Genomic DNA, 21,067 nt, shown 5'->3' with positions numbered 1-21,067 from the left:
ATGCTGGCGTGACATCGATCTGTAATGTATTTCATCGCAAACTAAAACAGGCAAGGGCTTTCCGATGGCAATGCCGACCCGGCTGCAGCAGGAGATCGCCGGGCGCATCCTGCAACTGGTGCGGGACGATGCGCTCGATGCCGGTGCCTGGCTGAACGAGAACGCCACGGCGCGCCGCCTCGGCGTGTCACGGACGCCGGTGCGCGCGGCGCTCGACCATCTCGCCGAGCAGGGCATCGTCCGGCGCCATCTCAACAAGGGCGTCGAGATCCTGAAGCTGCCTGCCGAGAGCGACGGCGCCTTGCCGCCGGAGGCGATCGATCTCGCCATTGTCCGGCTGGCGCATGAGCGCGAGAACGGGCTGCTGCCGGACGAGGTTTCGGAGCTGGAGGTGATGCGGCGCTATGATCTCGGTCGGCCCGAGGCGCAGAAATTGCTCGCCCGCCTCGCCGATCTCGACATGGTCGAGCGCAAGCCCGGCTATGGCTGGCGTTTCCTGCACGAGCCGCGCGACAAGCGCCTTCGCGACGAGAGCTATCGCTTCCGCATGGTGATCGAGCCGATGGGGATGCTCGAACCGGGCTTCCGCCTTGAGCCCGGCTGGATCGCGGAGATGCGGGCGCGGCATGTCGACGCCCTGCAACGACCCTGGCGCGAATCCTCCAGCATCGCCTTCTACGAAATGAATGCCGATTTCCACGAAGGCTTGGCCGCGGCGACGGGCAATCGCTATTTCCATTCGGCCGTGCGGCGCCAGAACCAGCTCCGGCGCCTCTCGAACTACGACTGGGGCCTGGGTTTCGAGCGCGTGCAGGTGAACTGCACGGAGCATATGGCCATGCTCGATCACCTTGAGGCGGGCGAGAACGAGGTCGCCTCGGCGCTGATGCGCAGTCATCTGCTGCGGGCGAGCAAGCTCAGGCTGGGCACGAAGCAGGCTGAAACGACCGCGTGATCGCTCGCCGCCCGGTCACCGGATGGCTGCCTTGCCGCCGGGACGGTTGACCCGGCGGCGATTTGGGCGAGCAATGGCTGATATCCCGAATCCGACAGGTTGAGTGCCATGACTGTTCATCAGCGTCCCCAAGAGACCCGGCAAGCCATCGATGCCGCCAAGCTGGACAAGCTGGCGGAGGTCGCCATCCGCGTCGGCCTCAATCTGCAGCCTGGGCAGGACCTGTTCCTCACCGCGCCGGTCGCGGCGCTGCCGCTGGTGCGGCGCATCGCCGAGCACGCCTACAAGGCTGGCGCCGGCATTGTGACGCCGATGCTGGCGGACGAGGAGATCACGCTCGCGCGCTATCGCTATGCGCCGGATGCGAGCTTCGACAAGGCGCCGGGCTGGCTCTATGAGGGCGTCGCCAAGGCCTTCTCGGCCAACACCGCGCGGCTCGCCGTCGTCGGCGACAATCCGATGCTGCTGGCGAATGAGGATCCGGCCAAGGTCGGCCGCGCCAGCAAGGCGAATTCCGTCGCCTACCAGCCGGCGCTGGAGAAGATCGCCGGCTTCGACATTAACTGGAACATCCTGGCCTATCCGAGCGCGGCCTGGGCTCGCCAGGTGTTCCCGGGCGATGCCGAGGAGGTTGCGATCGGCAAGCTGGCCGAAGCGATCTTCGCCGCCTCCCGCATCAACGAGGCCGATCCGGTCGCGGCCTGGGCGGCGCATAACGCCGCGCTGCGGGCGCGCCGCGACTGGCTGAACGGTCAGCGCTTCGCCTCGCTGCACTTCACCGGGCCGGGCACCGATCTCGTCGTGGGCCTGGCCGATGGCCATGACTGGCAGGGCGGTGCCTCGCCGGCCAAGAACGGCATCGTCTGCAACCCCAACATCCCGACCGAGGAGGTCTTCACCACGCCGCATGCGCGCCGGGTCGAGGGCCATGTCTCCAGCACCAAGCCGCTGTCCTATCAGGGCTCGCTGATCGACGGCATCCAGGTGCGCTTCGAGGGCGGCCGGATCGTGGAGGCCAAGGCCGCGCGCGGCGAGGCCGTGCTCAACAAGGTGCTGGACACGGACGAGGGCGCCCGCCGGCTCGGTGAAGTCGCGCTGGTGCCGCATTCATCGCCGATCTCGAAGAGCGGCATCCTGTTCTACAACACGCTCTTCGACGAGAACGCCTCCTGCCATATCGCGCTTGGGCAGTGCTATTCGAAATGCTTCGTCGACGGCGCCAACCTGACGCCGGAGCAGATCGCGGCGCAGGGCGGCAACAAGAGCCTGATCCATATCGACTGGATGATCGGCTCCGGCGAGGTCGATATCGATGGCGTCCATGCCGATGGGCGCCGCGTGCCGGTGTTCCGCAAGGGCGAGTGGGCCTGAGCGGCCTGGATCGGTTCGCTGTCCGTCGTGGTCGGGCTTGTACCGACCATCCACGTCTTCACCGATGCCGGACGGCGTTCAAGACGTGGATGCTCGCCAAAAGGGCGAGCATGACGGGATGGTTCTGTTTTAGCCGGCGTTCGCCCTCAGCCAGTCCCCGAGCGAGGGGCGATGATGCCCGTCCCGCCCGGTCGTGGCCGGGGCCATGATCATCGCGTTGAGCACGGCCTCCTGCGTCGCTTCAGTGGCGGCGCGGAAGAGCGTATCGATGCGGCTCTCGTTGAGGGCGCGCAGCGCGACGAGGTCGTTCGGCTGATCGTGGTCGATCGGATCGGCAGTCGAGAAGGCGACGGCGATGTCGCCGCTGCCATTGCCCCAGAAGGCGCCGAGCCGGGCGAGGCCGGCGCCGCCGCGCCGCGCGACGCGATGCAATTGCCGCGACTCCAGCGGCACGTCGGTCGCGATGACCAGGATGACCGAGCCGCGCTCGCTTTGCGGCCTCCCTTCCGGCGGAACCGGGCGGCGGCCGTCGGGCAGGACGAGGTCGCCTGCATTGCCGAAATTCGCCAGCGCGAGCACGCCAAGCGTGTAGCTCGCCGCATCGAGATCGAAGCGCCGCGAGGCGGTGCCGATGCCGCCCTTGAAGCCGAAGGCGCTCATGCCGGTGCCGGCGCCGACCGCGCCCTCCGCGACCGGCCCTGAGGCGACGGCGTCGAGCGCGGCGAAGGCGTGTTCCTGCGTCAGCGCGCGAGCGCGGATGTCGGAGAGATAGCCGTCATTGCATTCGAGCACGATCGGATTGACCGTGCCGGTCTCGCGGCCGATGTCGGGGTTGGCAGCGAGAGCGCGGGCGACCAGAGCGTCGAAACCGGTGCCGACTGCGAGCGTGTTGCAGAGCAGGAGCGGCGTTTCGATCTGGCCGAGTTCGGCGAGCTGCATCAGCCCCGCGCTTTTGCCGAAGCCGTTGATGATTTCGACCGCCGCGCGCAGCTTGCGGCGGAAGAGATTGCCGTCATGCGGCAGCAGCGCCGTGAAGCCGGTGAGGGTGTCGCCTTCGCGCAGCGTGCAGTGGCCGAGCTTCACGCCCGGCACGTCGGTGATGGCGTTGAGCAGGCCCGGCTGCATGATGCCGCAGGAGAGGCCGAAATCGCGCAGGCGCTGGGTCATGGTGTCGGGTCTCGCTGGGTCCGTGCGGCGGGAATAGCATGGGCGCGCGCCGGCTCAAGCGCACTGGGCGCAGCCGAATGAACGGCGAGGCGGCTCGTGCGTTGGGGATGGCGAAGCAGGGAGTGTGCCGATGTCCGATCCATTCCATCTGCAGCGCTTTCTCGATGCGCAAGAACCCGTCTGGGACGATGCGCTCGCCGAGGTGAAGGCCGGGCGCAAGCGCAGCCACTGGATCTGGTTCGTGTTCCCGCAGATGCGGGGTCTGGGTCTGTCCCCGAACTCCGAATTCTACGGCATCGGCTCGCTCGACGAGGCGCGGGCCTATCTGGCGCATCCGGTTCTCGGGCCGCGCCTCCGAACCATCACGGAGGCGGTGTTGGCGCATGAGGGCCGCAGCGCAAACGCAATCTTCGGCTCGCCCGACGACCGGAAGCTGTGCTCCTCGATGACGCTGTTCGATGTCGCGAGCGGGGACGGCGCCAACCCCCATCGTGCGGTGCTGCGCCGCTTCTTCGACGGGATTGCCGATCCGCGCACCTTCGAACTGCTCGGCAAGGGCTAGCCTCAGCGTGGCAGCGCCGTTCCGAGCCCCTGCGCGCGGGCCCGCGCGACGGCAAGATGCGCAAGTGCCAGGTCGGCGAAGGCGACGCCGCGAAAGGCGAAGAGGGCGCGGCCGGTCGCAGCGTTCGGCTGCGGTGCCGCGGCCAGCCCGATCAGGTCTTGCTGGAAGGTGACAGTGGTGACGGGGTTGCCGTCGGCGCCATAGGGGGCGCGCGATTGTTCGAGGCTGTCGGTGGCCAGAAGGTCGAAGGCCGGCAGCGTCTCCGGCTTCCAGCTACGGCCGGTATCGACTGCGACCGCCAAGGCGTTCGGCTTCAGGCGCTTCGCATCAAGGAAGGGCGTCATGCCCGCTGCGCCCGGCACCATCGAGATCACGATGTCGCTGCGGGCGAGGAGTGCGTCGGCATCATCAACGATGTCCGCAGCAGCAAGGCCGGCTGCGCGCGCCGCTTCGGCGAGGCGCTCGGCTGAGGAGCGGCTGCGGCTCAGCATCAGCGCGTTGGTCAGGCCGGGATAGAGGTCGTGGAAGGCGGCGAGATGGGCGTGAGCCTGCAAGCCGCAGCCGACGAAGCCGATGGTTTGCGGTGCGGCTGGCGCCAGCAGCGATGCCGCGGCGGCGCTGATCGCCGCGGTGCGCATCAGCGTGATCTCGTCGCCGTCGAGGACGGCGAGCGGTTGGCCTGTCTCGTAGTCGCTGACGCAGATCAGCGCACTCACCGCCGGCAGTGGAGAGCCGGCAGCGACGGGCGCCATCGCCACCCATTTTACCGTGGCGATCCCCAGCGGGGAGGACGCCGCCGTCATCGCCTGGAAGCCGTGGCCGTGGCCTAGCGTCAGCGTGCTCTTCGGCAGGCTGCGGTTCAGCCCGGCAGCATGGTGGCGAAAGCCCTGGAGCACGGCTTCCCGCGCCGCGGCGGGCGGGATCGACAGGGCCCGGACGTCCTCGCGCGACAGATAAAGCAGGGTGTCGCTCATCCCGAGAACTCCGTAGCGGCAAGGCGCGGCGGCCGGAGAAAGCCGACCTAAAGTCGGGGATACAGCCGAGCATGGCGGGCGTCGAGACGGCGGAACGCGCAGCGGCCGCGTGCGATCACAGGATTGACATCCTCATTGACCGGCGTATCGTTCCCATTATTGCAACTTAAGTTCCATTTAATGGAACTTCTAAGGCTGATCCCGATGTCCATCTTGTCGTCGGCCGTGGATGTGCTTCGTTGCTTCTCGAGCACCCGTCACGACGTGACGGTGACCGATCTCGTTTCTCTGCTGGGCATGCCGAAGAGCAACGCCTCGCGGCTGCTGCGGGCGATGCGGGACGAGGGGCTTCTCGAAACGGTCGGTGACAGCAAGCGCTATCGCCCCTCGCTGCTGCTCAACCAGGTCGGGCATCTCTATCGCTTTGCGGCCTCGCTGATCGACCGCGCCGATGCGGTGGTCGGCAAGATCTCCGACCAGATCGGGCATACCGGCTATATCAGCGTCCGCCGCGGCAACGAGATCGTCGGCGTCACCGCCCATCCCGGGCGCCACGCGCTGCGCGTCGTCACCGCGATCGGCGACCGCATCCCCGCCTTCGCTTCCAGCACCGGCCGCGCCCTGCTCGCCAGGCTCTCGGACGACGAGGTCCGTGCGCTCTATCCGGCGGACTTCACCGCTCCCTCCGAAACCGCGCCGCAGACCATGGACGAGCTGATGGCCCGCCTCGCCGTGGTCCGGCGCGCCGGCTTCGCCGAATCCCATGACGAGGCGGTGCGCGGCGTGCGCGCCATCTCGGTCGCCGTCGGCGATCCAGCTACCGGCGACGAGGTTGCGATCTGCATCTCCTTCCCGGCTGCCACGGTCGAGCCGGCCGAGCGCCTCGCCATCATCCGCTTGCTGGGGGAGGGCGCCGCCGAGATCGCGGCCCTGACCCAGGACAAGCGCTTCCTTCCCTTGAACCTTCCCATCGCGGAGATCGCTCCATGAGCAATCGTTGGCGTATCGGCTTCGACATCGGCGGCACCTTCACCGATTTCATCCTCTACGACTCGCAGGAGCGCTCGGTTCGGCTGCACAAACGCCTGACGACGCCGCACGACCCGTCCGAGGCCGCGCTGATCGGCCTCGGCGAACTCACCGAGATGGCCGGGATCACGCTCGCCGATGTCGGCGACATCGTCCACGGCACCACGCTGGTCACCAACGCGGTGATCGAGCGCAAGGGCTCCAAGCTCGGCCTGATTACCACCAGGGGCTTCCGCGACATCCTCGAAATGGGGACGGAGCAGCGCTACGACATCTACGACCTGTTCCTGACCTTCCCCGATCCGCTGGTCTCGCGGGAACATCGCCTCGAAGTGGCCGAGCGCATCGACCGCGACGGCAAGGTCGTGACCGCGCTCGACGCCGACGCGGTGCGCAATGCGGCTCGCGAACTCGCGGCTGCCGGCTGCGAGGCGATCGCGGTCTGCTTCCTCAACAGCTACCGCAACCCGGCACATGAGCAGGAAGCCGGCCGCATCGTCCGCGAGACCTGCCCGGAGCTCACCGTCTCGCTGTCGAGCGAGGTCGTGGCCGAGATCTGGGAGTACCAACGCTTCGTCACCACAGCCGCCAACGCCTATGTGCAGCCGCTGATGCGGCGCTACCTGCAGCGGCTGGAGCGCGAGCTCGCCGCCCGCTCCTTCCGCGGCTCGTTGACGCTCATGCACTCGGCCGGCGGCCTCGTCTCGCCCGAGACGGCGCGCACCTTCCCGATCCGCCTGCTCGAAAGCGGTCCGGCCGGCGGCGGCCTTGCCACGGCCCTGTTCGGCGAGCTCGCCGGCCATAAGGACGTGATCTCCTTCGACATGGGCGGCACCACCGCCAAGGCCTGCATGATCGAGGATGGCCGCGCCGAGATCGCGCCGATGCTCGAAGCCGGCCGCGTCAACCGCTTCGCCAAGGGCTCCGGCCTGCCGATCAAGGCGCCCGTCATCGACATGATCGAGATCGGCGCCGGTGGCGGCTCGATCGCGGCGATCGACGAGGTCGGCCTGCTCAAGGTCGGCCCGCATTCGGCCGGCTCCGATCCGGGCCCGGCCTGCTACGGCATGGGCGGCGTGAAGCCGACCGTGACCGACGCCAATCTCGTGCTCGGCTATTACGATCCGGGCTTCTTCCTGGGCGGGCGCATGGCGCTCGACCTTGAGGCGGCGCGCAAGGCCGTCTCGACGGTCGCCGCGCCGCTCGGCCTCTCGATCGAGGAAGCCGCCTGGGGCATCCATAAGGTCGTGGTCGAGAGCATGGGCGCCGCCGCTCGCGTCCATCTCGTCGAGAAGGGCAAGGACCCCCGCCACTACGCCATGGTTGGGTTCGGCGGCGCCGGCCCGGCCCATGCGGTCGACGTCGCTCGCGTGCTCGGCGTCAGGCAGGTCATCATCCCGCCGGCCTCGGGCGCGGCTTCCGCGCTCGGCTTCCTCGCTGCGCCGCTCTCCTTCGACATGGTGCGCTCGCTGCCGGTCGAGTTTTCCCAGGGCTTCGATGCCGAGGCCGTCAACGCCGTGCTCAGGGACCTCGAGGCCGAGGGCCGCAAGCACCTGATCGAGGCCGGGGTGAAGCCGGAGGACGTCACGGTCGAGCGCTCGGGCGATATGCGCCTCGTCGGCCAGATGCACGATATCGCCGTGCCGCTGCCGGCCGGCACCATCGATGCTTCCAGCCTGGAAGCGATCCGCGCTGCCTTCAGCAAGGCTTATTCCGCCCGCTACACCTCGGTCTATGAGGGCGCGCGGCTGGAGGCGATCAACTTCCGCGTCCGCTGCGCCGGGCCCGTCCCGACCCTGTCGCTCTCTGGAGCAGCCGGCGGCGGCGATGCGGCGGCTAAGATAAAGGGCACCCGCAAGGCCTGGTTCGAGGGCGGCTGGAGCGAGGCGACGGTCTATGACCGCTATGCGCTGCGCTCCGGAGACACCGTCAAGGGGCCGGCGATCATCGAGGAGCGCGAGGCGACCACCATCATCCCGCCGGGCGACGGCGTCGCCATCGACGATGTGCTGAACCTGCTCATCCATGTCGGCCAGGCCAATGCGGTCGAGACCTCGATCACCGCCGACATGCCGCTGGCCGAGGCCGCGCGCCGCATCGAGGCCGATCCGATCTCGCTCGAGATCATGTGGAGCCGCATGATCAACGTCGTCGAGGAGATGTGGCTGACCGTCTGCCGCACCGCCTTCTCGCTGGTGATCTCGGAGGCGCAGGACTTCGCCTGCGAATTGCTCGATCCCGAAGGCGAGACGCTGGCGCACAGTCCACGCGCCATGCCGGTGTTCAACCTGACGCTGCCGCGCGCGGTCAAGGCGCTGCTGGAGCGCTATCCGGCGGATACGCTCGAGCCCGGCGACGTGCTGATCACCAACGATCCCTGGCTCTGCGCCGGCCATCTCTTCGACATCGCGGTGGTCACCCCCGTCTTCCTCGGCGACCGGGTCGTCGGACTGATGGGCACGGTCGGCCACGTCTCCGACATCGGCGGCACCAAGGATTCGCTGCGCGCTCGCGAGATCTACGAGGAAGGCTTCCAGATACCGCCGATGAAGCTCTACGAGGCCGGCCGGATCAACGAGACGCTGGTGCGCCTGCTCGGCGAGAACGTGCGCAATTCCGAGCAGGTGCTTGGCGACCTGCACTCCTTCGTCGCGGCCAATGCGATCGGCGCCGAGCGGCTGCAGTCCTTCCTCACCGATTACGGCATGCAGGATCTGCGGGCGCTCGCCCATGTCGTGCAGAGCCGTTCGGAGAAGGCGATGCGCGAGGCGATCCGCGCCCTGCCGGACGGCACCTATCACGGCACCGTCTCGAACAACCCGCTGGGTACGCCGATGACCTATCCGCTGGCGCTGACGGTGAAGGGGGACACGATCCATCTCGACTTCGCCGGAGCGCCGCCGCAGCTCCCGCAGGGTGGGCTGAACTGCACGCTCAACTATACGATGGCGCATGCGACCTATCCGCTGAAATGCATGCTGACGCCTAATGTCCGCGGCAATGCCGGCTGCTACCGCGCCTTCACGGTCGAGGCCCCGAAGGGCTCGATCCTGAACTGCGACAAGCCGCTGGCGGTGAACCTGCGCACCCGCACCGGCTGGTATCTGGCGCCGAACATCTTCCGCGCCTTGTCCAAGGCGGCGCCGAAGCAGGTCCAGGCCTTCACCGGCCTGCCGGTGGCGGCGAGCGTCTATGGCCGCGATGCGGCCGGCGACACCTATTCCGACATGCTTTTCTGCGGCGGCGGCCAGGGCGGCTCGGCCCAGGGCGACGGCAAGTCCGGCCTGCTCTACCCGACCTCGGCGGCCAACACCTCGATCGAGACCTTCGAGTCGCGGGTGCCGGTGCTGGTGGTCGAGAAGACCTATCTCACCGACTCCGGCGGCGCCGGCCAGCATCGCGGCGGCCTCGGCCAGCGCGTGCGGCTGCGCAAGCTCTCCGATGACGGGTTGCCGACGCTAGTCTCGCTCTATCCGGAGGGGGTCAACAACCCGATTCCCGGCCTGTTCGGCGGCAAGGCCGGCGGCGGGGCCTCCGGCCGGGTCATCGACGAGCAGGGCCATGTGCTGAAGGACGTCGGCACCGGCGAGCTCGTCCAGGTCAGGCAACCACATGAGATCGTCGAGCTCGTGCTGGCCGGCGGCGCCGGTTACGGCCCGGCCTCGGAGCGCTCGCGGGAGGCGATCGCCCGCGACGTCGCGCTCGGCCTCGTTTCGCCGGAAGTCGCGAAGCGGGATTACGGCGTGCAGGGAACGCATGCCACGCAGGACGTTGGCGAGGCCAAGGCCGGCATCCTGGTTGCCTGACGGGCTGCATCGAGACGCAAACAGCCCGCAAGGGGCGATTATGGGGACTGAGGCATGAACAATCCGACTGGAGGAGTGCCTCAGCGGCACCCGAGCCTATTCGAGCCGGCGACGCTGCTGCTCATTGCCATTCTTTGCGTCTTCGGCGCGATCATCGGCATGCAGCTTCTGGTGTCGCTCGGCATCACCGCGAACACCTCGCTGATCGGCGCGCTCGCCGCCATGGCGCTGGCGCGGGTGCCGCTCGCGATCTTCGCCCGCTACCGCTCGATCCATGTGCAGAACCTGGCCCAGAGCGCGATCTCCTCGGCCACCTTCGGCGCGGCGAACAGCCTGCTCCTGCCGGTCGGCATTCCCTGGCTGCTCGGCCGACCGGACCTCGTGCTGCCGATGCTGGCGGGCGCCTTCTTCGCCATGCTGCTCGACGCCTATCTGCTCTACCGGATGTTCGATTCCCGCGTCTTCCCGGCGACCGGCGCCTGGCCGCCGGGCGTTGCCGCCGCCGAGGCGATCAAGGCCGGCGACGAGGGCGGCCGCAAGGCGGTGCTGATGGGGATCGGCTTCGGCACCGGCGTCGTCGCCTCCTTCATCAAGATCCCGCTCGCCTGGATCGGCTTCGCTGGCTCGGCCGCCGTCACCGGAATCCCGATGTCGGCCTTCGGCGTCGCCTTCATCGGCAATATCTGGGCGCTGCTGATGTTCGGCGTCGGCCTGCTGCTGCGCGGCTATTCCGGCCCGCTCTTCGGCGGACCTTTGTTCGAGACCATCATCCCGAAGGGCGACCTGATGGCCGCCTATATCCCGCATGGCTTCATGATCGGCGCCGGCCTCGTCGCGCTCCTGCAGGTTGCGCTGCTGCTGTTCCGGCGCAGCGATGCCGCCAAGGCTGACGAAGCCAGGGCCGGTGTCAGCGATGCGGAGGTGCGCCGCGCGCTCGGCCTCGGCACCGTCGGCTATCTCGCCATCGCCATCTTCATCGCGGCCGTCGGAGGCCTGATGAGCGACATGTCGATCGGCATGCTGATCCTGTTCGTGCTCTACGCCGCCTTCGCGGCCTATGTGCATGAGCTGATCGTCGGCCTCGCCGCGATGCATTCGGGCTGGTTCCCGGCCTTCGCGGTGGCGCTGATCACGCTGATCATCGGCATGCTGATCGGCTTCCCGATGCCGGCGCTGGCGCTGCTCGTCGGCTTCTCGGCCGCAACCGGCCCTGCCTTTGCCGATATGGGCTATGACCTCAAGGCTGGTTATCTGTTGCGCGGCAATGGTGCCGACCCCGCCTTCGAGCTTGACGGTCGCCGCCAGCAGCTCTTTGCCGCGATGTTCGCCTTCGTGGTCGCCGGCGCGGTCGTGCTGTTCTCCTACCAGTCCTTCTTCGATCAGAACCTCGTCGCACCCGTGAACAAGGTCTATGCCGCGACGATCAAGGCGGGCGTGGCTGATGGCGTCGCCTGGCAGCTCTTCCTCTGGGCGATCCCCGGCGCGATCCTGCAGTTCATCGGCGGGCCGAAGCGGCAGATCGGCGTTCTCTTCGCCACCGGCCTCCTGATCAACTTCCCGATGGCGGGCTGGGCGGTGCTGGCCGGCATCCTCTGCCGGGTGGTCTGGGAGAAGCTGCGCGGCAAGAGCGGCGAGGGCGACATGGAGGTCTTCGCCGCTGGCGTCATCGCCGGCGACGCGATCTTCTCCTTCTTCGACTCCGTCTCGAAGAACTTCTGGAAGCGTTGAGGGACCGAGGCCCGCACGGGAGACCGCCCGGGCCTTTCGAACTGGGAAAGCGCGAGACCATGAGCAAGCTCGGAACCCTCACCATCGGCCAGGCGCCGCGGGCCGACATCACGCCGATCCTGGATGCGGTGCTCGATGCGAACCTGCCGCGACGCCATGCCGGCGTACTGGATGGTCTCAGCCGCGCCGAGATCGAACGCGATTTCGCGGCAGAGCCGAGCTGGCCGGTGCTGATCACGAAGCTGCTCGACGGCAGCGCGGTCGTCATCGACCGTGCCCGCACCGAGAAGGCGGCGCAGCGCAAGCTCGCCATGCTGGAGGACGAAGGCTGCAGCACCATCCTGATGCTCTGCACGGGCCATTTCGAGAGCCTGAGTACGGAGAAGGCGCGGCTCGTCGAGCCTGACCGCATCCTGCCGGCCGCCGTGGCAGCGCTGACGCAAGGCGCGCAACTGGGGATCATCGTGCCTCTGGCAGAGCAGATCTCCTCGGAGGCCGGCAAATGGGCGCCGCTCGGCCGCGCTCCGCTCTATGCCGCCGCTTCGCCCTATGGCGGCGACGGTGCGTCGGTCACGGAAGCCGCACGCGGGTTGTCCGGGCGCGGCGCCGAGATTCTGCTGATGGATTGCATGGGCTTCGTCGAGCGGCATCGCCGGGAGGCGGCGGAAGCCGGTCTGCCGGTCATCCTGTCGAACAGCCTGATCGCCAAGCTGGTTTCCGAGATCGTCTGACGACGAGGCTACGTCGGCTGAAACGCAAAGGCCGCCCCGTGGGGCGGCCGGTGTTTTGCGTGGTCTGTCTTCGCCTTATTTCGTCGCGAAGACGCCGAGGCTGCTCGCGGTGATGTCGAAGGAGAGCGTCGCGACGACGGCGGCACCGCACCAATTGGAACGACCCGTGCCGCTGGCGATGCCGCGCGGATCAGCCGTCAGCAGGAAGCAGTCGTTCTTGGACAGGTCGGTGTCGTGATAGCGCAGGTCGGCGGTGACGTTCTTCCAGGTATAGGAGACGCCGGCGTTCCAGTAGGTGTAGTCGGGCAGGTTGGTCGGCGGCACGGTCGACCAGATCGCGAGATTGGTGGTGCCGAGCCAGTAGTGACCGAGCTCGCCGGAGACCGACAAGCCTTCGAGGAAGGGCAGGTTGTACTTGGCCGTGAGCGAAGCATAGGTGCCGCTCGCGCCGGTGCCGAGCCAGTCCCAGGCGTAGAAGACGTTGGCGCCGAGCGTCAGGCTCTCGGCGAAGGTGTAGGAGACCTTGCCGTAGACCTCGGTGAAGTCGGTGTTCTTCGGCGTCCAGAACACGCCGGCACCGTCGATCAGCTGCTTTTCGGCGGGGTAGTAATATTGCCATACGCCGAAGTCGAAGGAGAGGTCGCCGAATTTCGGCCGGATGCCGCCGTAGAAGTCGATCTCGGCGTTGGGGCTCGTGGCGAGATCGACGTTCGAGCCGTAGACGCCGAGATAAAACAGATTGTTGTAGATCTGAAGCTCGGCGCCGCCCTGGATGGCCGGCTTGCGATCGGTCTGCGAAATGCCGCGGAAGTTGTAGTCGGTCATGCCCTTCACGCTGAAGGCGACATCGAACCAGGTGATCGCCGGGACGACCGGGGCGGGCGGCGGCCCCTTTTTGCTCGGCAGGTCCGAGGCTTGGGCTGCGCCCATCGCAGTCGCCAGGCTTAAACCCAGAATCGAGGAACGGAAGAAATCGGACATCTGCAGAAACCCCTCGCCGCGCATTGATTGCGCTGTCGTCGCATCAAGCGGGCGAGGCCGGTTTGCCGGCAAGGCGAGATTTTGGGCGCTCCGCCCACGCAAAAAGCAAAGGCCCTCGAAACGAGGGCCTTCGCGCCTGCGAAGCAGGCAAATTCAATTATAGCGTGTGTTGTGCTGTTTTAGTCACAGTGCGCGACGGCAGCGCTGGGCTCAGCGAGTCGTCGGCTGGCTCGCGTAGCCGGCCATCGACTGGTCGAGGCTCGACGTCTTCAGCCCATTGGCCCGGCGCGGCGGCAGCGGCGCGCTGGTGCTGGTCGGCGTTGCCGGGACGACCGAAGCGATGGGCGCGCTGCCCTGGTCAGCCGTGGCGCTGGAACCGCCGCCGAAGACCGGCATGAAGCTGAGCGCGCGCTGCAGCAGGGGCTTTTCCTCGGCGGGTGCGGCCGGGGCGACCGGCGTCGAAGCCGCGCTCGCCAGCACAGGCGCCTGGAGGGCGTTGCCGGGGGCGACCTTGGCGAGCTGCGCCGCGGCCGGGGCTGCTGCCGGGCGCGGTGCAGCGGCAGGCTTTTGCTCGGGCTTGGCCGCCTCTTCCGCAGGGGCGGCGGCGATGGCGGCGAGCACGGCGTCATTGTCGGCCGAGGCAGCGCGGACGGTCGCCTTCGCCTTGCCCGAGTCGTCGAGGACGACGACGCGCGGGCCGACCGAGAGGGCATCGACGCGGCTGACGCCGACATCCCTGGACCCCCAGGACGCCGAGCGGTTGAGCGCATCGGAGCCGCCGGAAAGCAGGGTCTGCTTGAAGGACGAGTGCTGGTCGCCGTCGTCATAGATCAGCTTGATCGCCGGCGTACCCTTGGCGACGAGCGAGGCGACCTGGACCTCATCCTGCTGGCGCTTAACGGCGACGGCGGCCGGAGCCGAGCCACCGTTGAAGACGTAGCGGCCGCCAGCCACGGAGACGGCGGGCTCGTCGCGGGTGACCTCGAAATAATCCGTGCCTTCCTTCAGGTTCTTCCAGAAGGCGATGTTGGGGTCGAGGCGATGCTTGGCGAGGTTCTCCGGCGTCATCCGGAAGGGCAGGGCCTGCATCTGCACGGCGCGCTGGCCGGCGTTCTGCGCCTCGCGCACCAGCGCGTAGATCTCGCCGATCTGGTCGTCGGTCATCGAGTAGCAGCCGGCCGAGGAGCAGGCGCCGTGGACCATCAGATGCGCGCCCGTGCGGCCATGCGCCCGGTCATAGGCGTTCGGGTAGCCCATGTTGAACGAGACGTAATAGGACGAGTTCGGGTTCATCTGCTGAGGCGCGATGGCATAGAAGCCCTCGGGAGCCATGCGATCGCCCTCGCGCACCTTCGGGCCGAGCTGGCCGGACCAGCGGCACATCGGGAAGGTCTTGAGCAGGGCGTACTGACCGTCGGCCTTGCGCTTCCAGACCTCGAGCTCCGATTCCTTCTTGTAGGAGCGGATCAGGATCGGCTGATCCTTGCTCATGCCCTTCTCGGACATCAGCGCGTAGGTCGCGGTCGGGATCGGAATGTTGTGCCGGGCGGAGCCGCGATAACGCTCCTCCTCACAGGCCGCCAGCGTCAATGCAACAAAAGCCACGAGCGCGAGTTGCTTGATTGCCACGTCGTCAATCCCATCGAACGGCAGGCCGAGGTGCGACCTGTGACTTCGCAAGACGGCCAAATTGTGCCCGTCGACTCGTTGTAGAAGCGTTAGCCTTGAGGGTTCCTTACCATAGGCCCGCCGAGTCTGGCCACATGGTCAACGGCCGGTAAAGAGCCCCCGTCTTCGCCGAGGGAGATATCCCGTTCCGAGATTGCTCAGAGATTGCGCCCGATCGCGAGGAACTTTTCGGCCCGCTTCGCAACGATATCCTCGCCGCTGAGGCCAGCCAGGTCGCCGAGCGCAGCGGCGATCGCGTCGCCAGCGCGGCTGATCGCCGCGTGCGCGTCGCGATGGGCGCCGCCGGTCGGCTCCTGCACGATCCGGTCGATGACGCCGAACTTCAGCAGGTCCTGCGCCGTGATCTTCATGCCGGTGGCTGCGTCCTGCGCGCGGGCCGTGTCGCGCCAGAGGATAGAAGCTGCGCCTTCGGGCGAGATCACCGAATAGATCGCATGCTCCAGCATCAGCACGCGGCTGGCTGCGGCAATGGCGATGGCGCCGCCCGAGCCGCCCTCGCCGATGACGAGCGCGACGCTGGGGCTGCGCAGCCCCAGCCAGGTTTCCGTCGAGCGGGCGATGGCCTCGGCCTGGCCGCGCTCCTCGGCCTCGATGCCGGGATAGGCGCCGGCGGTGTCGACGAAGCTCAGCACCGGCAGGCCAAAGCGGTCGGCCATCTCCGCGAGGCGCACGGCCTTGCGGTAGCCTTCGGGCTTGGGCATGCCGAAATTGTGCCGGATGCGGGTCTCGGTCGAATCCCCCTTCTCCTGGCCGATGACGCAGACCGGCTCGCCGCGGAAGCGGCCGAAGCCGCCGACGATGGCCTCGTCCTCGCCAAAGGCGCGGTCGCCGGCGAGCGGCGTGAATTCCTCGATCAGCCCGGCGCAGTAATCCTTGAAGTGCGGGCGCTGCGGATGGCGCGCCACAAGCGTCTTCTGCCAGGGCGTCAGCGCGGCATAGATGTCCTTCAGCGCCTGGCTGGCCTTGGCGTCGAGCTTGCCGATCTCTTCTGACAGGGAAATGCCGTCGCCGCGTGCCTCGAGGGCCCGCAATTCATCCGCCTTCGCCTCCAGTTCGGCGACCGGTTTCTCGAAATCCAGATAGCTACGCATCGTGATCCAGTTCAGAATCCGCGCGAAAATCGGGCGGAACAGCGGTTTACGGCACAACCGGCGCGAAAGGCGGCGGACCTTGGCCGCGCCCCGGCAAAAAAGTCAACCCGTCCGGCTTTCCGTCGGCGGGGCCGCCGCGCGCGGGGTGGGAGCGGGCTGCGGCAGCAGGATTGGACGCAGCGCGAAGCTGCGCCGCGTCGCGCGCAGGGGCGCGCGCCGGTAGAACTGCTTGGTCGCGTCGATGACATGCACGCCCGCGAAGGGCAGGGACAGGCCGGCGCCGATCTGCTCCCAGACAGGGGCGGAACGCATCAGGAGCCGCCGCTGCAGCGGCGGGACGTAGAGCGCCTCGGCCCAATGCTCTGGCGAGAATTCGGCGGCGCGCATCAGCGCCGACAGCTGGCGGCGGCTGAAGGGGCGGCCCTGGCCGAAGGGCGTGCCGTCCATCCGGGCCCAGAGTCCACGCCGGTTCGGCACGACGAGGATCATCCGCCCGCCGGGATTGAGGACGCGCGCGACCTCGTCGAGCAGGTCGTCCGGGCTTTCCGTCTCCTCCAGCGCATGGACGAGGACGACACGGTCGATCGAGGCGGTCGGCAGCGGCAGCAGGGTGGGTTCGACCAGAGCCGAGGCGGAAAGGCCGGGCGCCGGCCAGTTCACCACGCCCTGCGCCGCCGGCATGAAGGCGATGGTCCGCTCGGCATCGATGCCGAGCACGGAAAGATAGGGCGTCGAAAAGCCGAGGCCGAGGAGGCGCTGGCGCGAGCAGTCGGGCCAGAAGCGCAGCATCGTTCGGCCGATGAAGCGCCGGGCCACATGGCCGAGCGGGCTGGCATAGAAGGCGCGCAGGTCGACGACGTCGAGAGGCATGGCGCTTGAGATGGAACGCCGCGCGGCCGAACGCAAGGGCAGGGCGGCGGCGGCAGGTGCCTGCTGTGTCGTTGCGGGTTGATCGGAGGCCGGGCATGGCTCATTCAGGAAGGCGATCATCCGCCCGCGCGACGGGCCGACCCTCCCGGAGGAAGCCATGCCGCTCGACCTTCACGTCTTCCGCACGCTTAGCGACAATGCCGGCGCGCTGCTCCACGATCCCGCCACCGGCGCCTGCGCGGCCATCGACGTGCCCGATGCCGGCGAGATGCTGGCCGCCGCCCGGCAGAAGGGCTGGACGATCAGCGACATCTTCATCACCCACGCGCATCACGATCACACGCAGGGTGTCGCGGAGGTGAAGCAGGTGACCGGTGCCACGGTCATCGGCCCGGCCGACGCTCGCGCCAGCGCGCCGCTCGACAAGGTGGTCGGCGAGGGCGATGCCGTCTCGCTCGGCGGGGAGCGCTTCGAGATCTGGCATACGCCCGGTCATTCCGACGGGCATCTCAGCTATGTCGGGCGCGGTGCGAAGCTCGCCCTCGTCGGCGACGTTGTTTTCGTCATGGGCTGCGGGCGCGTCCAGCCGGGACAGATGGAGCGGATGTGGACCTCGCTGTCGCGGCTGATGGCGCTGCCGGGCGATACGCGTCTCCTCGGCGGCCATGACTACACCCTGGCCAATGCCCGCTTCGCCCGCTCCGTCGATCCGGCGAACGAGGGGCTCAAGGCGCGTTTCGCCGAGGCCGAGAAGGCCAAGGCCGACGGCCGCTTCTGGGCGCTGACCACAGTGGCGGACGAGCGGGCGACCAACCCGTTCTTCCGTGCGGGCGAAGGCGCTCTCGCCGCTGCCGTCGGGCTGGTGGGCGCTTCGGCCGACAAGGTCTTCGCGGCGCTGCGCGAAGCCAAGAACCGGTTCTGACCATGTCGATGCGGCTCGACGGGCTGACGGCGGCCGAGGTCATCCGGCTGCTCGAACTCAAGCCCCATCCCGAGGGCGGCCATTACCGCGAGACCTTCCGCGATCCGACCGGGCCGGAGGCCAGGGGCTTCTCGACCGCGATCTACTACCTCCTCGACACCGGCGAGACCTCGGAATGGCATCGCGTCGATGCTGCCGAGATCTGGCATCATTATGCCGGCGCGCCGCTGGTCATCACCGTCTCACCCAACGGTCATGACGCCTCGGCCCATCACCTCGGCACCGAGCTTGCCACCGGCCAGCGGCCGCAATTCGTGGTGCCGGCCGGCTGGTGGCAGAGCGCGACCTCGCTCGGCGCCTGGACGCTGGTAGGCTGCACGGTCGCGCCGGGGTTCGAATTTTCGGGTTTCGAGATGGCGCCGCCGGGCTGGCGGCCGACGCCGCGCAAGCCGGCTGGGGGATGACATGCTGACAAAGACGGAAGACAGCGCGCTCGTGCTCGGCTGCGAGCGGCGGATCGTCAATGCCTGGCCGGCCCTCTCGACGCTCATCGTCGGCGATTGGGCGCTGCGCTTTGCCAACGGCTATTCCGGGCGTGCCAATTCGGCGACGCCGCTGGTTTATGGCGCCGAGCTCGACGATGCGACGCTCGACCTGATCGCGGAACTTTATCGCGCCGATGGGCTGGCGCCGAGCATCAGGCTGACCCCGCTCGTCACTGATGCGACCCGCGCCGCGGTGCTGGAGCGCGGCTACCGGGTCAAGGACAAGTCCTTCGGCCAGATGGCGCCACTCGCCGACATCGCCGCCTCGGAGGAGCCTGAATTGCAGATCGAGGCGCGGCCGAGCCTCGAATGGATTGCCGGCGTCGCCGCCCTTCAGAGCGGAATCAAGACCCATGCCGGCAATCTCGCGGCGATCGTCGAGCGCGTGAGGCTGCCGGCCGCCTTCGCCACCTGGCTGGTCGAGGGCGAGGCTGTCGCCTTCGGCATGAGCGTGGCCGAGCGCGGCATGGCGGAGATCGGCCTGATCTGCGTTCATCCCGGCCATCGCGGCCATGGCTTCGGCCGCAGGATCGTCCGCGGGCTGATGGGCTGGGCCGGCGCGATGAGCTGCCACAGCGCCTATCTGCAGGTCGAACAGAGCAACGCGGTCGCGATCAATCTCTATGGCAGCCTCGGCTTCCGCACGCTCTACCAGTACGAGACGCGTATTCTCGATTGAGACTGTCCAGGCCGTCATTCTCGGGCTTGACCCGAGAATGACGGCCGGAAGAGGCACCCGAGCCTCCGCGTCACGAGATGCCCGGGGCAAGCCCGGACATGACGGAGGAGATCACCGGATCAGCAGCGCCGTGCCGTAGAGGCCGATGGCGAAGAGGGTGTGGCTGACGAAGTTGAGCAGGCGGATCTGGCCGGCATTCGGCTTCTTGGAGGCGGCGACACCCATGCCCATGCCCGGCTGCAGAACAAACCAGCCGCAGCCGATCGTTGCCCAGCCGACGATCAGTGCCGGCAGGAAGGTCGGGTTGCGAGCCCAGTCCGCGCCCCAGATCGCCAGCACGATGCCGGCGAAGGCGATGCCGACCAGATAGTGGCAGATCCAGCCGATCGCGAGCTCGCCGGCGACGGGCTCGGACTTGGCGATGTCGTCATGCCAGACGCGGCCGCGCGGCAGATGGGCGAACCAGCGCCCCGGCATCGCCCAGTTCGGCTTGGGCAGCCCGAAAAGCCGCAGGAACTGTGCCCACAGATCAGTGAGCGCCGTCGCTCCGGCCCCGATGACGATCATGCGCAAAATCAGATCAGACACGCTTTATCCCCCCAGGCCACACGACATGGCTCGACTGGTTGGAGCGGTGATTGGTGCGTCGGTCAACTGTGGGGCGGGTCCGGACATGCGGGGGTGTGCTGCATGCGGCGCATCGCCCGGGCTTGGGAACCGCGTCCTGCCCTGCGGGGTTTGCCCTGACGAATCCGCGCTGACTGAGGGGACCCTCCATGGCCACGGCAACCGCCGAGACACGCAACGCCGCGACCGGGCCGCATGGTGCGACCGAGCTGCCGTCGGTCGCGATTACCAGCTACAATCTGGAGGTTCGGGACGATGACGGCTTCGTCGGCGATAAGGCGAGCCGCAGCGCCTTCGTCGGGCATCTGGATGCGCTGCGCAACCATTTGAGGCGCAATGGCGATGACCCGCTGAAGGGCAAGACCGCCGAGATCAGCAAGAGGGAGCTCGATGCCCTGATCAAGGAAGGCGATGCCGCGGAGGCCGCCCTGGTGCTCAGCGCGGTCGAGGGCTTCGCTCAATCGCTCGCCTTCGTCATCCGCCGCTTCGCTCGCCTGAAGAGCTGGGCCTTGGTCGAGCGCATCGTCGTCGGCGGCGGTTTCCGGGAGAGTCGTGTCGGCGAACTCGCCATTGCGCGCGCCGCCATCATCCTGCGCACCGACGGGCGCGCGCTCGATCTCGTACCGGTCAGCCATCACCCGGACGAAGCCGGCCTTGTCGGCAGCGCGCATCTTGCGCCGAAATGGATGTTCGAGGCCTATGACAGTCTCGTCGCGGTCGATATCGGCGGCTCGAACATCCGCGCCGGCATCGTCGAGCTCAGGCAGAAGAAGTCGCCGGATCTGAGCAAGGCGCGGGTCTGGAAATCCGAGCTCTGGCGCCATGCCGACGAGGAGCCGAGCCGCGATCAGGCGATCAAGCGGCTGGGCAAGATGCTGCGGGACCAGATCGAGAATGCTGAGAAGGAGGGCCTGAGGGTCGCGCCCTTTATCGGTGTCGGTTGTCCCGGCCTGATCCAGCCGGACGGGGCGATCGAGCGCGGCGCGCAGAACCTTCCGGGCAACTGGGAAAGCAGCCGCTTCAACCTCGTCGACAGCATCCGCCAACTCGTTCCCGCGATCGGCGACCACGAGACGGAAATCGTGATGCACAACGACGCCGTCATCCAGGGGCTGAGCGAGATGCCGGCGATGCAGGATGTCGAGAACTGGGCGGTTCTGACGATCGGGACGGGGCTCGGCAATGCCAGCTACCACAACCGCGACAAGGTCAAGGCTGGCAAGAAGGACAAGGCGGAAGGCAAGCGCTGATCCCGGCACGCTGCAGCGCGATGCCATCTTGAGGTCGTGTTTTGCGGCGATGAGCGGGTCGGAGCCGCTTCCGGCTCATCAGCCCCGCCG

At 67.9% G+C, this 21,067-nt stretch carries 18 protein-coding genes; 11 read left to right on the top strand and 7 right to left on the bottom strand.

The window, feature by feature from the left end; genetic code table 11:
* Positions 1-64 precede the first annotated feature (64 nt).
* The gene (locus tag AC1DNE_RS15540) at positions 65-955 is read left to right on the top strand and encodes a GntR family transcriptional regulator (RefSeq protein ID WP_441469409.1); all 891 of its coding nucleotides are present in this window, start codon (positions 65-67) and stop codon (positions 953-955) included.
* A gap of 108 nt (positions 956-1,063) precedes the next feature.
* A complete protein-coding gene (locus tag AC1DNE_RS15535) occupies positions 1,064-2,326 on the top strand; it encodes an aminopeptidase (RefSeq protein WP_476767170.1) in 1,263 nt (420 codons plus the stop codon).
* Positions 2,327-2,455: 129 nt separating this feature from the next.
* Here AC1DNE_RS15535 and AC1DNE_RS15530 read toward each other — a convergent pair whose 3' ends face one another.
* Positions 2,456-3,493, bottom strand: a complete 1,038-nt coding sequence (locus tag AC1DNE_RS15530) for a DmpA family aminopeptidase (RefSeq protein ID WP_476767171.1) — start codon at positions 3,491-3,493, stop codon at positions 2,456-2,458.
* 130 nt (positions 3,494-3,623) lie between these two features.
* On the opposite strand from AC1DNE_RS15530, the gene AC1DNE_RS15525 reads away from it, so the two are divergent.
* The gene (locus tag AC1DNE_RS15525) at positions 3,624-4,055 is read left to right on the top strand and encodes a DUF1810 domain-containing protein (RefSeq protein ID WP_476767172.1); all 432 of its coding nucleotides are present in this window, start codon (positions 3,624-3,626) and stop codon (positions 4,053-4,055) included.
* A 2-nt stretch (positions 4,056-4,057) separates the two neighbouring features.
* Here AC1DNE_RS15525 and AC1DNE_RS15520 read toward each other — a convergent pair whose 3' ends face one another.
* Positions 4,058-5,029 carry an ornithine cyclodeaminase family protein gene (locus AC1DNE_RS15520; protein WP_441469405.1) on the bottom strand — a complete coding sequence of 324 codons (972 nt, stop codon included), beginning with the start codon at positions 5,027-5,029 and terminating at the stop codon, positions 4,058-4,060.
* 204 nt (positions 5,030-5,233) lie between these two features.
* Here AC1DNE_RS15520 and AC1DNE_RS15515 point away from each other — a divergent pair, with 204 nt between their 5' ends.
* The 4 genes from AC1DNE_RS15515 to AC1DNE_RS15500 are packed head-to-tail and all read left to right on the top strand — an operon-like array spanning position 5,234 to position 12,323.
* Entirely contained in the window at positions 5,234-6,019 is a 786-nt protein-coding gene (locus AC1DNE_RS15515) for an IclR family transcriptional regulator (RefSeq protein WP_476767173.1), read from the top strand.
* Complete coding sequence (locus tag AC1DNE_RS15510) at positions 6,016-9,864, top strand: hydantoinase B/oxoprolinase family protein (RefSeq protein ID WP_476767174.1); 3,849 nt, start codon at positions 6,016-6,018, stop codon at positions 9,862-9,864. Before AC1DNE_RS15515 ends, AC1DNE_RS15510 begins: the two co-directional genes overlap by 4 nt.
* A gap of 54 nt (positions 9,865-9,918) precedes the next feature.
* Positions 9,919-11,592: an OPT/YSL family transporter gene (locus AC1DNE_RS15505; RefSeq protein WP_476767175.1), complete on the top strand. Its 1,674-nt coding sequence runs from the start codon at positions 9,919-9,921 to the stop codon at positions 11,590-11,592.
* A 59-nt stretch (positions 11,593-11,651) separates the two neighbouring features.
* Positions 11,652-12,323 (top strand): AroM family protein, encoded by a 672-nt coding sequence (locus AC1DNE_RS15500; protein WP_476767176.1) that lies wholly within the window; start codon positions 11,652-11,654, stop codon positions 12,321-12,323.
* Positions 12,324-12,398: 75 nt separating this feature from the next.
* On the opposite strand, the gene AC1DNE_RS15495 is transcribed toward AC1DNE_RS15500, so the two are convergent.
* From AC1DNE_RS15495 to AC1DNE_RS15480, 4 genes are all read right to left on the bottom strand, one after another.
* A complete protein-coding gene (locus tag AC1DNE_RS15495; protein ID WP_476767177.1) occupies positions 12,399-13,253 on the bottom strand; it encodes a TorF family putative porin in 855 nt (284 codons plus the stop codon).
* A 261-nt stretch (positions 13,254-13,514) separates the two neighbouring features.
* The gene (locus AC1DNE_RS15490; RefSeq protein ID WP_441469399.1) at positions 13,515-14,933 is read right to left on the bottom strand and encodes a L,D-transpeptidase family protein; all 1,419 of its coding nucleotides are present in this window, start codon (positions 14,931-14,933) and stop codon (positions 13,515-13,517) included.
* A 197-nt stretch (positions 14,934-15,130) separates the two neighbouring features.
* Complete coding sequence (locus AC1DNE_RS15485; RefSeq protein WP_441469398.1) at positions 15,131-16,084, bottom strand: acetyl-CoA carboxylase carboxyltransferase subunit alpha; 954 nt, start codon at positions 16,082-16,084, stop codon at positions 15,131-15,133.
* A 102-nt stretch (positions 16,085-16,186) separates the two neighbouring features.
* Positions 16,187-16,954 carry a class I SAM-dependent methyltransferase gene (locus AC1DNE_RS15480; RefSeq protein ID WP_441469397.1) on the bottom strand — a complete coding sequence of 256 codons (768 nt, stop codon included), beginning with the start codon at positions 16,952-16,954 and terminating at the stop codon, positions 16,187-16,189.
* 157 nt (positions 16,955-17,111) lie between these two features.
* Between AC1DNE_RS15480 and gloB the strand changes: the two genes are divergently transcribed.
* Genes gloB through AC1DNE_RS15465 form a run of 3 tightly spaced genes read left to right on the top strand, consistent with a single transcriptional unit; the run spans position 17,112 to position 19,100 of the window.
* A complete protein-coding gene (gene gloB, locus AC1DNE_RS15475; RefSeq protein ID WP_441469396.1) occupies positions 17,112-17,876 on the top strand; it encodes a hydroxyacylglutathione hydrolase in 765 nt (254 codons plus the stop codon).
* 8 nt (positions 17,877-17,884) lie between these two features.
* Complete coding sequence (locus AC1DNE_RS15470) at positions 17,885-18,340, top strand: cupin domain-containing protein (RefSeq protein ID WP_441469515.1); 456 nt, start codon at positions 17,885-17,887, stop codon at positions 18,338-18,340.
* A gap of 1 nt (position 18,341) precedes the next feature.
* Complete coding sequence (locus tag AC1DNE_RS15465) at positions 18,342-19,100, top strand: GNAT family N-acetyltransferase (RefSeq protein WP_441469395.1); 759 nt, start codon at positions 18,342-18,344, stop codon at positions 19,098-19,100.
* Positions 19,101-19,211: 111 nt separating this feature from the next.
* Here the strand turns inward: AC1DNE_RS15465 and AC1DNE_RS15460 are convergent, their stop codons facing one another.
* Entirely contained in the window at positions 19,212-19,688 is a 477-nt protein-coding gene (locus AC1DNE_RS15460; protein WP_441469394.1) for a DUF2938 domain-containing protein, read from the bottom strand.
* A 188-nt stretch (positions 19,689-19,876) separates the two neighbouring features.
* Here AC1DNE_RS15460 and AC1DNE_RS15455 point away from each other — a divergent pair, with 188 nt between their 5' ends.
* Positions 19,877-20,977, top strand: a complete 1,101-nt coding sequence (locus AC1DNE_RS15455) for an ROK family protein (protein ID WP_441469393.1) — start codon at positions 19,877-19,879, stop codon at positions 20,975-20,977.
* Positions 20,978-21,067 lie beyond the last annotated feature (90 nt).

This window comes from Allobosea sp. 05L423 (assembly GCF_056397745.1).
The sequence above is the reverse complement of the archived record's forward strand: the minus strand, read 5'-3'. Positions and strand labels throughout refer to the sequence as shown.